The following is a 15,578-nucleotide window of genomic DNA, read 5'->3' as shown; positions in this document are numbered from 1 at the left end:
GGCACACCCGCGGGCGGCCCCGCCCGCCCCCGGTGGCGACGAGGCGAGCCCCGCGGCAGCTCGTGAACCTGCGGCCCTTTCACTCCCGGGAGGGGAACTCGGCGGTGAGGAGGGCCAGCAGCCGCCCCGGGGCGTCCTCCTGGAGGAGGTGGCCCGCACCCTCGATCCAGTGCAGTTCGGCGTGCGGGATCCGCTCGCGCAGCCATTCGGCGTCCTCCGGCGGGAGGATGCGGTCCTCACGGCCCCAGATGATCCTCACCGGCAGCGACACGTCGCCCAGCAGGTCCTCGTACCCGGCGGTGTCCGCCTGCCTGAGCTGGCCGTACTGGCGGTAGAACGCGGCCTGCCCCTGGGCCCCCCGCCACGGCGCGAGGAACGTCTCGAGGACCTCCGGCCGGAAACCGACGTGGGTGGCGCGCCGCATGTGGCTGGTGATCAACGCTTCGTGCGCGTAGTCCGGGAGCTGCTGGAAGGTCTCCGGGTGTTCCAGGACGAGCCGGAGGAGCCCTCGCTCCCACTTGCCGCCGCTCACCACGTCGAAGAGCGTCAGGTCCCGGTAGCTCCTCCCCTCCAGCAGCATCGTCCGCAGTGCCACCGCCCCGCCGATGTCGTGGGCGACGACGCTGGGACGGGACAGCCCCCAGTGGTCGAGGAGCCCGGCGAAGTGCCTCGCGTGAGCCGCCACGCCGAGGTCCTGGCCCTCGCGCCGGTCCGACCGGCCGAAGCCGAGAAGGTCGAAGACGAAGACCGTGCGGTCGCGTGCGAGCACCGGAGCGATGTCCCGCCAGAGGAACGAGGAGTACGGCGTGCCGTGCAACAGCACGACCGGATCCCCGCTGCCCATGCGCTTCCACCGCACCGTCCCCTGGGGCGTCTCGAACTCCTCGTCCAGCGTCCAGTCCACCTTCGGCCTCCTCTTCCGCGACGTGATCAGCACCGTTCCCGGCCGGTGAGCGGGAGTGGGTCTTGTACCCCTCCCTGGCCGCCATGGACATCCGGGACGGTCCGGGCGTCCTGGCCGCCCGCGTGCTCGCCGCCTCCGGCGGCACGGACCGTGGTCCGCCGCGGCAGGAAGCGGACGGCACCCTGAGGTCGCCTGCACGGAACCCGGCGAACCGCACGAATGAGCCGGATACCGCCGCGCAATCACACACGCCCCTCCGTTTGGAATTCAACCTCTTTACACCCGTCCTCGAGAATGTTGAGTTTTCCACGAGTTATCGCCCGGCAGTCACCAGGCTGTTTGCAGCCATATGCCGAGCGGCGGAGAATGAAAGAGGAAGAATGAGGGAGAACGACGTGGAGAACCCAGCGGTCCGACTCCGCGCCTCCGTGTGAGCACGAGAAGAGAGGCTTACCCGGTGGAGAGGAACCTGCGCATTTCGCTGATCGAAGAGGGCGCCGAGGCCGAGGACATCGCGAGGCTGAACGGCTACCTGCGCGAAGAGTTGCTGCAGCTCGACGTCGACGACGTCACGGCCGTCCCCGGCAAGGAACTCCCCCCGGGAGCGCGAGCCGCGGGCATCACGGAAATCGGGGAACTCCTGGTGGCGCTGGGCGGTTCCGTGAACGCGCTGAGCCAGGTGGTGACGGTGATGCGGGCATGGCTCGGCCGCTCCCACGATTCCAATCCGTCGCTCCGTCTGGAAATCGACGGCGACGCGATCGAGGTGTCCAAGGCGACCGATGAACAGGTCACGGACGCCTTCCGGATATTCGTGGAGCAGCATTCAGGTGCGGGGGCCCGGCGATGAGGGAATCCCGGCACGCTCTGATCATCGCCAACGACCACTACGACGACGAAGGGCTCAAAAAGCTCAAGGCGCCCGCGCAGGACGCCGAAGCCCTCGCCGGGGTGCTGGAGGATCCGCAGATCGGCGACTTCGACGTCGAAGTCGTGCGCAACGCGCAGGCCGACGTGATGCGCCGGCGCATCCAGCACTTCTTCAGCGACCGCCGGCGGGACGACACCTTGGTGCTGCACTTCTCGTGTCACGGGCTCAAGAGCGAGTCCGGCGAGTTGTACTTCGCCGCCAGGGACTCCGAGATGCGGATGCTGGACGCCACAGCGATCCCGTCCCAGTTCGTCCGCACCTGTATGTCCCGCACCAGGGCCGGCCGGACCGTCCTGCTGCTCGACTGCTGTTACGGCGGCGCCTTCTCCCGCGGAGCGTCCGTACGGGCGGCAGGAGACGTGAACGTCCTCGAATCCTTCCGGACGGACAAAGCACCCGGCGGGCGTGGCTGGGCCGTCATCACGGCGGCCGACTCCATGGAGTACGCCTTCGAGGGACCCGAGCTCGCCGAAAAGTCCTCACCACGACCGTCGGTCTTCACGCACGCGGTGGTCGAAGGGCTGAGGACCGGCGAGGCCGACCGGGACGAGGACGGCGAGATACGTCTCAACGAGCTGTACGACTACATCTACGAACGCGTACAGGACGAGAACCCCAACCAAACCCCGAAGCGCACGGTGGAGATGCAGGGGGACCCGTGGCTGGCCCACAGCCGACGCGGCCGCATCAAGATCGCGGCGGTTCCCTCCCCGCCTTTCCTGCAGAGTGCCATCACCAGCGAGAACGTCGTGACCCGGCTGGGTGCCGTGACCGAGTTGGACCGCCGTCTCCGGGACGACGACCTTCCCGTGGCCGAGGGCGCACGCCAGGCCCTGGAGGAGATCACCCGCAACGACTTGGGCCACATCGCAGACCAGGCCCATGCCGCCCTCCAGGTGATCCACCTGCAGCCGTCACCCGCCTCCCTCGACTTCGGCAAGGTGCGCCAGGGGTCGACGCCCGCGGAGAAGTCCGTGATGCTGGGCGGTCCCCCTCTCGCCCGCCACTGCGTGGCCCAGTCCACGCAAAGGTGGCTGCGGGTCGAACCGCTGCCGAACGGTTTCAACGTCGCGGTGGAGGCCGACACCCCTGGGCATCTGACCGGGGACATCGAACTGAAAGGCGTCGCCGACGAGTCGGTGGTCCACGTCGAGGTCACGGTCGAGCCGCAGGTGGCAACGGCGCCCGATGCACCGGTGCCGGCGCCACAGGAGCCGGAGGACAGGCCGAAGGAGGCCGTGGTCGTCCACCCGCCGGCTTCGGAGGACCAGCCGGAGACGCTCACCCGGGAGACCCGGGTGACTTCGGAACCGCCGGTGTCCGAGTCCTGGCCGGCCGCGGAGCCCTTGGAACCGCAGCCCGTCGCGGAGCACGCCGAAGAGCCCCGCTCCGCCACGGAGCGTCGTGAGGCCACGTCACCTCAGCAGCCCCCCGCCAAGTCGGTGCGCGCCGTAGTGACCGCAGCAACCGGCCTGGCCCTGGCCGCCATCTCGGCCTTGTACCTCATTCTCGCTGTGGTGGGCGCGATCAAGGCCGCGGAGGAACAGCAGCCGAACGTCGACGACATCGGTGACCGCCTCAGCAGTCACGGTGTGAGCACATCCCTCACCGTCTGCTTGGTCACAGCCGTGATCGCGCTGCTCCTGCGGGTCCTTGCCCGTCACGACCTGAGCGCTCACCCCCGTCTCTACCCCCGGCAGGCGACGAACGCGGTGAAGTCGCTGGCATCGAGTGCGAAAGTACTGGCGGTCCCGGTGCTCGTCCTCGCGATCCTGATGGCGATCGCCTACCCGGTCATCAGCAACTACCTCTGATCGCCCGGCGCTCTTGCACCGCATGCGGGTCCGGTCTGCTCCACGGTGCTCCCCAGCCGGTCGAAGGGTGGAAGCGCTACGGCCGGATCGGCACGAGGAAGTTCGAGTCTCAAGGCGCCGCAGAAGTCTCCTGCAGGAAGGTGCCCACAGCTGAGGTTACCGACGCCCCAGGCCACCTGAGGTTCCGACAACTACGGGGCCGCGGGCCTCGACCGGGACAAGGCCTTTGGTTGAGGGGCGTGGTACCAGGGGCCTTCGCCGGCCCCTGGACCCCGCTGGCCCCGCAACTTCCCGGCGCGAATCCGTTTCACTGTGGCGCGGACCGTGCGCGCCGGAAAGCAGCGGGGTCGTGGATGCCGTGGGTGCCCAGGTGACCCGTGACGAGATGAGGCCGGGGAGTCCTCCGAGTGACGGAAAGCGGCGGGTGACTCGGCTGTGGCCCAGGCGGGATGTCGTGTCGCAGGGGATGGTGACTCGACGGGAACTGCCGCTGCGGCCTGTCGGCCGCAGCGAGGGGGGTTTGCGGCCGGTGGTGAAGCGGCCTGTTGATGAAGTAAGAGAGCGCCGCCCTCAAAACGCCTCTGACCTGCAAGAACATGCATCGGCACCACGATCGTAGGAACTGGCAGCCAGATCGGGGAACAGCACACCGCTGTTGTAGGAACCGGGTACCCGGTTCCAGCGATCGTGGTGCCCGGTTCCTGTGGACCGCCATACGGTTCCTAGGAACCGCCACCACGGTTGTAGGAACTGGGTACCACGATCCTGTGACAGCACTAGATTGACGTGACGTACATGTCTGGGCGCCCCTCCGCAGGTCGGAGAGGGGAGGAGCCCAAGAGGTTCGGGGAGGGACGGGAGGGAACGGGGAGAGCTGGAAGAGGCAAGCGACACGGCCCCCAGGCGTGGTTGATTGACCTCCTGCTCATGTACGTTGTGTTCATCTGGACGGCCTCACGGCCGTCCTCATGAACCATCCATGAATGCCTCGGCACGGAGGGCCCGTGGGAGCAGTACGCAGACTGGTTGATGCCGAGACCGGCGAGGCAATCCCTTACGCGCCGTACGCCTTCTCCGGCAGGCACACGCAGGTCGACAAGGCGCGGGTCGAGGCGATCACCGAGTCCCAGGCGTTCACGCCGAGTCAGAAGTTCCTCGTGCTCTGGTGGATCGGTGTGTCACCGGAGGGCCTCGAGCCGCTCAGAGCCACTGGGGCGGACATCGCCAAGCGCGTGGGAATGTCGGCCGACGCCGTCGGGAAAATCAACAGGAAGCTGGCCAAACACCGCATCCTGATCGTGCGCGGAAGGATCGGCAACTACAACTTCTATCGCATCAGCCCGTACATCGCGTTCCATGGAACGGGGCTCGAACAGCGTGAAGCGGTGAAGACGTGCAACCCCCCGGACATCCCCGGATTCGACGACAACGTTCCTGCACGGTGGGAGGCCCAGTGACCAGCAACGACAAGCAGAAGAACCTCGAACTGCTCGAGAAGACGGTCGGTATGACCGCCAACCAGCGCCTCGTCGTCATGCTCTACGCACTCCATCCGACGGACCGGTCCGGCGCGGTGCTGGAAACCGCGGCGACCCTCGCCAAGCTCGTCGGGATGGCACCACCCGTCTTCTCCCGCACCCGCAAGCAGGTCATCGAGGCCGGCTGGCTGGAGGAGACCGAGAAGCTCGGGCACATCAAGTACTACAGACTGGACCCCCGCAGGATGGGCGAGAACGTCGTCGTCCCCCTTCGCCGCGCGACGTGACCCGTCCTGACGAACGCACCTCATGTACGTCACGTCAATGAGGTGCGGTTCCCAGAACGTCCTCCATGACCCCTTCGTTCATGCGGGTGGGGATCCGGGACCCACTGGACGGACCGCAGGCGTCCGCGCGAGCCGCCCCCTGCCGAGAGCAGGGGGCGGCTCGCGTTCTCCGGAGGTGTCGCACGGCGGCGAGGGCCGTGCCGCCCGCCTCGCCCCTCGTCCACATCGGACGCCCACGGCATGATCACGCCGGGCGGACGGCCGCCCGCCCGCCGGATCCGGGCGTTCCTGTGAACGCACCTCATGTACGTCACGTCAATGAGGTACGCCCCCAGGAACGTCGTCATTGCCGTTCGGTCAACCCGGGGGATGTCAGACGCTCGGGGAGTCCCAGCAGGCGGGCGCCGAGCGGCAAGGTCACCGGATGGCCTGCCACCACGGCCCCGGCGGGAGGCCGGCTGGCACCTCATCGCCGAGCACCCGGTACGGCGAACCGGCGGGCCCGTCCTGCTCGGCCGTCGCCGAGCGGGCACCCGGCAGCGAGCAGGCCACGTGAGGGGCGAGCTGCGACACCGGCAGGACGGCCGGCCCGCCCGCCCGTGCACCGCGCGGCAAGCCGGACGCCGGGGAGGCGGCTCCTCGCGGGGACCGCGTACGCAGCGGATGCGGACTTCCGCACGTCCCCCCCGCGTCCGGAGGGAAGGGCGGGGGAGCAGGACACCGGCCGGTGTCGTGAGCAGCCTGCCGACCCTGCTGCCGGTGGGTCGTGGACCGCGCGGCGTTCGCTGCGGCACCGTCCGCCCGCCTCCCGGTGATCAGAACATTTCCGCAGGTCAGAGCCCTCTTATGGGAGATGACAACGGTCACCGGTGCAGCCTTTGGCGAATGGGGCGGGCGTGCGTTTCACTGTGCCCGAGACCACTCGTCGCGAGGGGGAAGGCGGCACCATGAGCAGTCACGGACACCAGCACGGTCCAGGGCACGCACACGGCGGAGACGGGCACGCCGGGCATGCGCACGGGGTCTCGGCGGACGCCGACCGGCGCTGGCTGACCATCGCCCTCGCGCTCATCACGGGCTTCATGGCGATCGAGGTCGTCATCGGTGTCATCGCCCGCTCCCTGGCACTGATCTCGGACGCGGCGCACATGCTCACGGACGCCGTCTCCATCGTCCTCGCGCTGATCGCCATGAGGCTGGCCGCCCGCCCGGCCCGTGGCGGATTCACCTACGGCCTCAAGCGCGCCGAGATCCTCTCCGCCCAGGCCAACGGTCTGACGCTGCTGCTCCTCGGCGCCTGGCTGGCGTACGAGGCGGTGGAGCGCCTGATCGACCCGCCCGAGGTCGAGGGCGGCCTGGTACTCGTCACCGCCCTCGCCGGCATCGTGGTGAACGTGGCGGCGGCCTGGTGCATCTCCAAGGCCAACCGCTCCTCCCTCAACGTGGAGGGCGCCTACCAGCACATCCTCAACGACCTGTTCGCCTTCATCGGCACCGCGGTCGCCGGCCTGGTCGTACTCCTGACCGGATTCGCCCGCGCCGACGGCATCGCCACACTCGTCGTCGTCGCGCTCATGTTCAAGGCGGGCTACGGGCTGCTCCGCGAATCCGCCCGGGTCTTCCTCGAAGCCGCGCCCGCCGGTGTCGACCCTGACGCCCTCGGCGACGAGCTCGCCGCCCAGCCGAGTGTGGTCGAGGTCCACGACCTCCACGTCTGGCAGATCACGTCGGGCGAGCCCGCCCTCTCCGCCCACGTCCTGGTCGAGCCGGGCGGAGACTGCCACGGCGTCCGCCGCGGCCTGGAGGACCTCCTGCGCCGGGACCACGGCATCACGCACTCCACCCTCCAGGTGGACCACGCCCCCGTCCCGGTGTTCGCGGGTGACCTGCCCGACGGCCGTGACCTGCTGTCCGCCAGGGACGCCTCCCACTGCGCGGAGGCCCACGGCCCCGTCCACCGGCCGACGCCGCACGAGCACTGAGGCTCTCGGAGCCGCACGCGGCTCGAGGGCATGACGACGCGGGCACGGTGCCCAGCGCCTGACGGCGGACCGCACGACGGCGGGCCCCCGGGATGAATCCCGGGGGCCCGCCGTCGTGACGAGTGCGGCCGGTCGGGAAGCCGGCTGCTTGCGGGCAGGAAACGCCCGGTGCGGGCGGCACAGGGCGACAGCGGTGGCCAGGACGGCCCGGCGGGCCGCCCGGTCAGGCCGCGTGCCGTGCATCCCCGCTCGGGCCCTCCCGCTCCACCACGGTCACCGGACGTGGGCCAGCAGGGTGCGCAGGACCGCCTCGGCGTGTGTCCAGAGCAAGGACCCACCGGCGGCCGGAAGCAGGTGGCGGGTCGCCGTCGGGATCATCCGGGCGAGCGACTCACCGAGATCAGGGGAGTGGACCGGGCTGGTGTCCTGCTGCCCGTACCAGAGGTCGACCGGGACGGGGATGCGGGCGGGGTCGAACGGCCAGCGGCCCATCGCCAGGACGGTGTCGCGGGCGTAGCCCGCCGGGCCCTGGCTGAACGCCTCGTCCATCGCCCGCCGGAACGCCCGCTGGAAGACCGGGTCGGTGTAGACCGCCCGATCCGCCCCGGTGCTCGTCGTGATGACCAGGTCCCACAGCCTGTCGGCGCTGCCGAAGCCGGCGAAGGAGGCCTCAGCCGCTTCCGCGTCGGCCGCGACGGCGTCCACCATCTCCCTCACCTGCGAGGGCAGCGAGCGGGCGAAGCGGGGATGGGCGAGCTCATCGCTGCCGGACACCACAGCCACCGCGCTCACCAGGCCGTCCGCCGCCAGGGCGAGGGCGAACGGCGCCCCCTGGGAGAACCCCACCGCTGACGGCGCGTGCAGGGCCCGCTCCCGGAGGAGATGCCGGATGTCGGCGGCCCAGTCCCTCAGGGAACGGCCGGGAGCCGGATCCGATGCGCCAAGGCCGGGCCGGTCCACGCTGATGAGCCGGATCCCGACCGGGCCGAGGACGTCGCCGCCGAAACCGAGCCACCTGCTGGTGGCCGCCCCCGGGCACAACAGCACCGGGGTGCCGTCGGCCGGTCCCCATTCCGCCCATCCCAGCAACCGGCCGTCCGGTATCCGGGTCCGTCCCAGCCGCGTCGGTTCCCTCACGCCATGGTCCATGATCCGTATTGTGCCGTCCCGGCCACCGCCCACCACCGGTTGCGGCAGCGAGCGGGGAGGTTCCCTCCTCGTACATGAGCCGATCGACCTCCCCGGTCCGTTACCCCTCCACGGCCCACCACGAGATCGACCGACGAACAGGTCCCGGGCTCAGGAGGTGCCGGCGGCGGCGTCGTCGTCGGGCTCGGTGTCGGCCGCTTCCTCCCGCGCCATGCCGAGGAAGCGCTGGAGCGCCTCCATCGGCATGTCGAGCGCTTCGGAGGCGGACTGCTCGTCGCCGAACACCTGCACCGCCTCGGCGACGGCGACAGCCAGTTCGAACTCCGCCTTGCGGACCTTCGCCTCGGTCTTGTCCACGGTGTCGACCACGGCCAACTGGCGACGCTGCTTCTCCTGAAGCCTCTGCTTACGGGAAGGGGCCTTCTCAGAACTCTGCACAGACATGGCCAAGATCATAATCAGTTCGCATGAGTGCCCCGCGCCCCTCAACCGTCTCCGCTCCGGACTTACCGGCCCGGCGCCGACTCGGCAACGGCAGGCACCATGACGGCAGACCGTCGGTGATGCGGAACGAGTCCGGGCGCAGCGTAGGGAGGCCGTCGATCACGTCGCGGCGACGGGCTGCACCGTGGTCCGCTCGAGGCGGCGGCTGAGGGGCATGGCCATCGGCCGCGGGATCACGGCCTGTCCGGCTGCCAAGGCCTGCTGTGGCAGCCGGGGATCCGGTGTCCGGCCAGATCCCGGGCCGCCCCTCTACGACGTGGCCAGGGGCCTCGCCCAGGTGGGCAGATCGTCCGTGCGATCGCCGCTCACGCTCGCCGAGTACTCCGTCGATCCGGCCCGAACTCCGAGGACGAGCCGCCTGGAGAGCAGAACGCGGTGCCGAGTCACCCGGGCGTCACCGCTGAACGCCTTGCGCACCAGCTCCTCCACGTGCTCCGCGCGCACGTCCTCGAACATGAAGTCGTCCAGCATGAGCCGTGCGCTGCGGGGGTGGTTGTGGGCGCCCATGAGGAGGACGTACACGTCGTGACCGTGGACGTCACCGCCCCAGTCCGCCACCCAGCCGTTGTCGTCCCACCGCTCGTGCGGCACGGGGTCGGCCACGCCCAGCGACCGGAGGGCCGCTTCGAGTCCCGCCGATGCGGGCGGCCGGTGTGCAGCCTCCGTCATGTCCACAACCACCTTTCGGCTTCCACCTCCCCCATGTTCCCCTGCCGGACGTGACGCGGAAGGCGGTCCGGACCTTCGCGGGTTCTGCCCGGACGCGCCGCGGCACCCGCTCCGGCGGCAGGAGCAGCCCCCGGAACCGGTGACGTGTCGCATGGCCGGCGAACCGTCGGACGGCCGTTTCGGGCGGACCGCCGATGCCGGCCGCCGGCGCGGAACGTCACGGGACCCGGAAACCTCGGAAGGTGACCGGCCCGCGGGTCTTGAAGCCGAGCCGTTCGTACAAGGCGATCGCGCCGGTGTTCGCTTCGACCACGTGCAGGAAGGGACGATCACCACGCGCCACGATGCGATCGGCGAGGGCGCTGACAAGGCGGGCGGCATGGCCTTGCCCGCGTGCCTCGGGAGCGGTGCAGACGGCGCTGATCTCGGTCCAGCCCGGAGGGCGCAGGCGCTCCCCGGCCATCGCCACCAGGACCCCGTCCACCCGGACACCCAGGTAGGTGCCGAGTTCACGCGTACGCGGCCGGAAAGGGCCCGGCTCGGTCCGGGCGACGAGATCGAGCATCTCCGGCACGCTGTCGGCGCCCAGTTCGACCACGCCGGTGCCGGGCTCGGAGCCCGGCCGGCCGGGGCGGCCGTCACCCGGCCAGACCATCTGACGGCCCTCGAGGCTGAAGACCGGCTCCCAGCTCGGCGGGGGAGCGGCCGGGCAGTTGAACATGTCGGCGAAGGCGCCCGGGCCGAGCAGCCGGGCCAAGTCGCTCCAGTCCTCCTCGTCCGGGTCGGCGGACACGGAGGAGAAGGTCGCCACTTCGGTGAGGTAGGTGGCGGCCCGGCCGAGCCGTCGGGCGAGATGCGCGTGCCGGCCGCCGAGCGACTGACCCACCGGGTCGTCGAGCACCGGGTCGTCGTCGTTCGTCATCATGCTGTTCCTTCGCTGGTGGGGCGGTGGTCGAGAGGTCCTCGGCGATGCCGTGCCTTCCACGGCACTGGACACCGTCGCACGCCGGAACCGCAAGGTGCCCGGTCGCCCCCGCGTCCGCGGGGCGGCTCGGGAGCGTGCGGCCGAAGGGACGGGGAGCGCGTGTCCCCCCACCGTCCTGAGGGCCACGGCCGTCCCGCGGTACGCCGGAGGCACGGCTCAGACCTCGTACGGGCTGCCCTCGTCTCCCGAATGCCCTGACGCACGGTCCGGCCGGAGGTAGGGTCCGGCTGTGCGTTGATCTCCTGGGCTGCGGCCCCGTGCGGCCGCAGACGGTGCGGGGCGCCTCTCCGACAGGGGCCGCCCCGGCAGGCATGCCCGTCGTCACCCCAGCGGAGATCAGCACCATGACTGCTCAGCAGCCCCTCACCTACGACGCGTTCGTCGAACTCGCCGCCGCCGATCCGGCCGTCGTCGGCCTCGTCCTCAAAGGGTCCCGAGCCCACGACGGCATGAGCACCCGGCACTCCGACCACGACCTGTACGTGGTCCTCGCCGACGGCGCCACGGCCGGCCTCACCCGGTTCGCCGGCCACCGGACCGCCGGGCTGGACCTCGTCGTCATCTCCCTCACCGGGTTCCGCGCGGCCGGGATGCCCGGTTTCGAACGCTACGCCCTCGCCCGCGCCCGGGTCGTGCTCGACCGGCTCGACGGAGGCATCGCCCGCATCCTCGCCGACAAGGCGCGCCTGGACGCGGACGAGGCGTTCCGGAACGCCGGTGGCCTGCTCGACGCCTACGCCAACTCGCTCTACCGCTCCGTCAAGAACCACAGGGACGGCCAGGTCCTCGCCGCCCGCCTGGACGCCGCCGACAGCATCCGGTTCCTGCTCGAGCTGCTGTTCGCCCTCGACCGCCGCCCCCGCCCCTACAACAAGTACCTGGAGTGGGAGCTCGCCCGGCATCCACTGCCGGGCTGGGACACCGACGCGTTGCTCCGTGCCGTGGACCGCGTCTCGGCGACGGGCGACCCGTCCCCGCAGCGGCACCTGTTCGCCCGTGTCGAGGCGGCGGCCCGGGAGGCCGGACACGGCGAGGTGCTGGACGCGTGGGGCGAGGACCTGGACCTCATGCGACCGCGGTGAGGGACGGAGGGACTCCCCGCGGCCGTGACCCGCGGCCGCGGGCACTGCCGTGACGTCCGCGACGGGCCTCGGTCCACGGCACGGAGGCCGGTCCACCAACTCCGCGGGACCCGCCTCCGAACGGGGCGAACACCCGCCGCTCCGGGGGACAACGGTTCCCCGCCCGGCCCCTGTTCGCCACCGCCGCCCACGTCGCACGGGTGCGTCGCGCACGGCTCCGTGCTCGTCGAGCACTGGTTCGCCGGGCTTTCGGCCAAGGGCCGTGATGGGAGTCGGTGGGGTGAACGCCCCGGCGTGATGCCGTTGGCCGGGGAACCGCCCGATTCCCGACGGAGTTCCTGGTTCCGTTGTCGGGATGATCACGCCCCCTTCCACGACAAGTCGTGGACACGCCGCGTAAGCGGCTGTGAGCATTCCGTGCGTCTGTTTCCTCTTGATCAAAAGGAGTACGGCGTGCACAGATCCACCGGCCGGTCCCGCGAACCGGCACGGCGCGGCAGGTCCCTGGCCCTTCCCCTCGCTCTTGTCCTCCTCGCCGAGACGGCCGTCGCGCTGTCGTTCGCACCGGGCGCCGCCGCGTCCGAACCCTCGCCCCGGGCCGTGAAGCCGGCGGCCCCGCAGGAGGAAGTGAACGCGCGTCTCACCGCGCAGGCCCAGGGGCGGCGCATCGAGGTCGTGGGGGCCCGTACGGAGAGCACCACTTCGTGGGCGAACCCTGACGGGACCATGTCGGTCGAGTCCTTCGCGGGGCCGGTGCGGTTCAAGGAGAACGGCCGCTGGGTCCGGGTCGACCTGACACTGGTGAAGAACGCGGACGGCTCCGTCGGCCCGAAGGCCCATCCCCGCGGCCTGCGCCTGGCCGGCCGCACCGGTGATTCGGGCGGTGACCTCGCCGTCCTGGGCCGGGGCGGGAAGGAGCTCGCGCTCGGCTGGAAGGGAGCTCTGCCCCAGCCCCGCCTGAAGGGGGCGAAGGCCACGTACGACGACGTCCTTCCCGGCACCGACCTGATCGTCGAGGCCACGCGCACGGGCTTCGAGCAGTACCTCGTCGTGGAGGACCGGAAGGCGGCGGAACGGGCCGCGGACCTGACCCTCCCGGTGCGCACCGAGGGCATCACGGCACGGCAGGGTGCGGACGAGACGCTGGCGCTGACGGACCCGCGCACCGGCGAGCGCGTGGGACGCGGGTCCACGCCGTACATGTGGGACGCCGGCGCCGGCGGCGAGAACGCGCCCGGTGCCCGCGCGGCCCGCGTCGACCTGGGCGTGACCGAGCGCGCCGGCGGCTTCGACCTGCGGGTGCGGGCGGACCGGAGCTTCCTCGCCGACAAGGCGACGCGCTATCCGGTGACCATCGACCCGGCCGTGTACTTCGGCACGGACTTCGACACCTACGTCCGCAACGGCGACACGGCCGACTTCTCGGCCGGCGCCGACCTGCGCGTGGGCCGGGAGTGGCAGAAGGGCGAGGCCCGCTCCTTCATCAACTTCCCCCGCCACTCCTCGGTCACCGGACAGGACGTCCTCAACGCCGAGCTCAACCTCTTCGCCACCTGGGCGGACAACTGCACGCCGCACTCCTGGGAGATCTGGGACACCGGCACCGCGTCGTCCGCCACCCGGTGGGGCAACCAGCCCTCGTGGCGTTCGAAGGTGACCTCCTCCACCCAGACCCACGGCCACACCGACTGCGGCCCCCGCTGGATATCGGAGGACATCACCTCCCTGGTGAAGCAGTGGTCGAAGACCACGAACACGGTCGACACCGTCGGCCTGCGGGCGACCGACGAGAACGACGTCAACGCCTTCAAGATCTTCGCCTCCGCGCAGACCAGCACGGCACCGTCGATCCTCGTCACCTACGAGACCCCGGCCGACCCGGTCAAGGACCACGTCGTCTACTGGAACGACGTCCTGCAGGAGACCTTCCGCCAGGTCGGCGGCGCACCGGGGCCGCTGGCCCGGGCCGGGGCGATGATGCACGGCGCGATCTACGACGCGGCCAACTCGGCGCGGTGCGCGGAGGGCGCGCTCAAGTGCCTGGGTGACCCCTACCTCGTCAAGGCGACGGCCTCCAACGGCGCCCTGCCGGACGTGAACAGCGCCATCGACCACGCCGCCTTCGAGGTGCTGCGGTCGCTCCACCCGACGCTGAACTTCGACGACGAGATCGCCGCCGCCCGTTCCACCATCCCCGCCGCCGTCACCGCCTCCCAGCGCGCGGCCGGTACCGAAGTGGGGCAGAAGGCCGCCGCCGCGATGATCGCCGCCCGGCAGGACGACGGCTCCGCGCCCGTCGCCCCGTACACCGGCTCCACGCAGCCCGGCCACTGGCGGCCGACCGGGAGCGGCAACGGCGCCACCCCGCAGTGGGGTCTGGTCAAGCCCTTCGGCATGGCGAGCAGCACGCAGTTCCGCTCGGCCGGTCCGGCCGGGCACACGCAGATGAGCACCCTGCTGCCGAGCCAGGCGTACGCCGACCAGGTCAACGACGTGAAGGGCCTCGGCGGGGCCGAGTCCACGGAACGTACGGCCGACCAGACGAAGGCGGCACTGTTCTGGGCCAACGACCTGGACATGACCTACAAGCCCCCGGGCCAGCTCTTCGAGCACACCCAGATCCTCTCCCGGCAGCACGGCACCACCACGGTAGGCAACGCCAAGCTCTTCGCGCTGACCGCCTTCGCCATGGCGGACGCGGCGATCGTCGCCTGGGACCAGAAGTACCGGACGGACATCGACCTGTGGCGTCCGGAGAGCGCGATCCGCCTCGACGGCGACGGCAACGCGAACACCACCGCCGACGCCAACTGGCAGCCGCTCTCCCAGGACCGCAACGGCCAGCACTTCTCCCCGCCGTTCCCGGCCTACATCTCCGGCCACGCCACCTTCGCCGGGGCCTGGTCCAAGGCCACCCAGGCCTGGTTCGGCACGGACCAGGTCACCTGGACGGCGACCACCGAGGACCCCAACGCCCTCGGCGTCACCCGCACCTTCACCACCATCTCCGAGGCCGCCACCGAGAACGCGGTCGGCCGGGTCTGGCTCGGCGTCCACTACCGCTGGGACGGCACCGACGGCGTCACCGCCGGCGGTGACGCCGCGGCCCACGCGGTGGCGAACAGGCTCAAGCCGAACACCGCCGCGGACTGGACCGCCTACGAGACCCTGCGGAACCTCGCCGGCTGCCAGGAGGTGGGCAAACGCCTCGTCGCCGAACACCGCTGGAACTCCTACCGGTGCACCCAGGTCCAGGCGCAGGCCCCCGAGCACACGCTGTCCGTGAAGTAGCCGGCCGATGAGAAGGAAGAACACCGACATGGGTACGCGCACCCAGCCCCGCCGGGGCACCCGCCGGACGACCGTCGCCCTCGTCGCGGCCTGTGCCGTCGGCGCCGTCGCCGCCCCGCTGGCCTTCGCGGCCGCGTCCGCCGAACGGGCCCCGGCCACGGCCGCCGCGGACGACCGGCTCCTGCGAACCCCGGAGGCCCCCCGCATCTCCAACGACTCGTACTCGGGCTTCCAGTTCTGCGGCGACCCGGCCGGGAACCCGGTCGTCACCACCGGGAGCCCGACCCTGGCCGCCACCCTGGAGTCCGTCGCCCCGCCCGGCACGGTCGAACCCGCCCGGCCCGGCCCCCGCCGCAAGGTCACCTTCGAGATCGACACCGCAGCCGGCAAGCCCGCGCTGCACCGCCAGGTCACCAGCGACACCAGCCACGACGCCGCCCTCCAGGTACCGGAAGGCACCCTGTCCGACGGCTCCTACCGCTGGCGCGTCCGCGTGAAGGAC

13 protein-coding genes are annotated in these 15,578 nt (G+C 71.0%); 8 read left to right on the top strand and 5 right to left on the bottom strand.

What is annotated here, in order from left to right; translation table 11 throughout:
- Positions 1 to 79: 79 nt before the first annotated feature.
- Complete coding sequence (locus A2U95_RS27675; RefSeq protein ID WP_420857064.1) at positions 80 to 904, bottom strand: alpha/beta fold hydrolase; 825 nt, start codon at positions 902 to 904, stop codon at positions 80 to 82.
- 457 nt (positions 905 to 1,361) lie between these two features.
- Between A2U95_RS27675 and A2U95_RS27670 the strand changes: the two genes are divergently transcribed.
- The 5 genes from A2U95_RS27670 to A2U95_RS27650 all read left to right on the top strand — a co-directional run bounded on the left by A2U95_RS27670 (position 1,362) and on the right by A2U95_RS27650 (position 7,396).
- Positions 1,362 to 1,754 carry a hypothetical protein gene (locus A2U95_RS27670; RefSeq protein WP_166027994.1) on the top strand — a complete coding sequence of 131 codons (393 nt, stop codon included), beginning with the start codon at positions 1,362 to 1,364 and terminating at the stop codon, positions 1,752 to 1,754.
- Entirely contained in the window at positions 1,751 to 3,649 is a 1,899-nt protein-coding gene (locus A2U95_RS27665; RefSeq protein ID WP_166027992.1) for a caspase family protein, read from the top strand. The genes A2U95_RS27670 and A2U95_RS27665 overlap by 4 nt, the downstream gene beginning before the upstream one ends.
- A gap of 1,004 nt (positions 3,650 to 4,653) precedes the next feature.
- Complete coding sequence (locus tag A2U95_RS27660) at positions 4,654 to 5,106, top strand: MarR family transcriptional regulator (protein ID WP_166027990.1); 453 nt, start codon at positions 4,654 to 4,656, stop codon at positions 5,104 to 5,106.
- Complete coding sequence (locus tag A2U95_RS27655) at positions 5,103 to 5,414, top strand: cyclic nucleotide-binding domain-containing protein (RefSeq protein ID WP_166027988.1); 312 nt, start codon at positions 5,103 to 5,105, stop codon at positions 5,412 to 5,414. Before A2U95_RS27660 ends, A2U95_RS27655 begins: the two co-directional genes overlap by 4 nt.
- 947 nt (positions 5,415 to 6,361) lie before the next feature.
- A complete protein-coding gene (locus A2U95_RS27650; RefSeq protein ID WP_166027986.1) occupies positions 6,362 to 7,396 on the top strand; it encodes a cation diffusion facilitator family transporter in 1,035 nt (344 codons plus the stop codon).
- A gap of 273 nt (positions 7,397 to 7,669) precedes the next feature.
- On the opposite strand, the gene A2U95_RS27645 is transcribed toward A2U95_RS27650, so the two are convergent.
- From A2U95_RS27645 to A2U95_RS27630, 4 genes are all read right to left on the bottom strand, one after another.
- Positions 7,670 to 8,545, bottom strand: coding sequence for an alpha/beta fold hydrolase (locus A2U95_RS27645; protein WP_166027984.1), 876 nt, complete (start codon positions 8,543 to 8,545; stop codon positions 7,670 to 7,672).
- Positions 8,546 to 8,695: 150 nt separating this feature from the next.
- Positions 8,696 to 8,989 (bottom strand): hypothetical protein, encoded by a 294-nt coding sequence (locus A2U95_RS27640; protein WP_240958243.1) that lies wholly within the window; start codon positions 8,987 to 8,989, stop codon positions 8,696 to 8,698.
- Positions 8,990 to 9,298: 309 nt separating this feature from the next.
- Complete coding sequence (locus tag A2U95_RS27635; RefSeq protein ID WP_166027980.1) at positions 9,299 to 9,718, bottom strand: hypothetical protein; 420 nt, start codon at positions 9,716 to 9,718, stop codon at positions 9,299 to 9,301.
- Positions 9,719 to 9,935: 217 nt separating this feature from the next.
- A complete protein-coding gene (locus tag A2U95_RS27630; protein ID WP_166028401.1) occupies positions 9,936 to 10,640 on the bottom strand; it encodes a GNAT family N-acetyltransferase in 705 nt (234 codons plus the stop codon).
- A 407-nt stretch (positions 10,641 to 11,047) separates the two neighbouring features.
- Here A2U95_RS27630 and A2U95_RS27625 point away from each other — a divergent pair, with 407 nt between their 5' ends.
- The 3 genes from A2U95_RS27625 to A2U95_RS27615 form a co-directional block, all read left to right on the top strand.
- Complete coding sequence (locus tag A2U95_RS27625; protein WP_166027978.1) at positions 11,048 to 11,785, top strand: hypothetical protein; 738 nt, start codon at positions 11,048 to 11,050, stop codon at positions 11,783 to 11,785.
- 453 nt (positions 11,786 to 12,238) lie between these two features.
- The gene (locus A2U95_RS27620) at positions 12,239 to 15,076 is read left to right on the top strand and encodes a DNRLRE domain-containing protein (protein ID WP_166027976.1); all 2,838 of its coding nucleotides are present in this window, start codon (positions 12,239 to 12,241) and stop codon (positions 15,074 to 15,076) included.
- 28 nt (positions 15,077 to 15,104) lie between these two features.
- Positions 15,105 to 15,578 (top strand): hypothetical protein (locus tag A2U95_RS27615; RefSeq protein WP_420857063.1); only part of this gene is annotated, 474 nt, incomplete at its 3' end.

It is taken from the genome of Streptomyces chilikensis, assembly GCF_001642695.1.
Classification (GTDB): domain Bacteria; phylum Actinomycetota; class Actinomycetes; order Streptomycetales; family Streptomycetaceae; genus Streptomyces; species Streptomyces chilikensis.
This window is presented reverse-complemented; position numbering and strand designations above follow the sequence as displayed.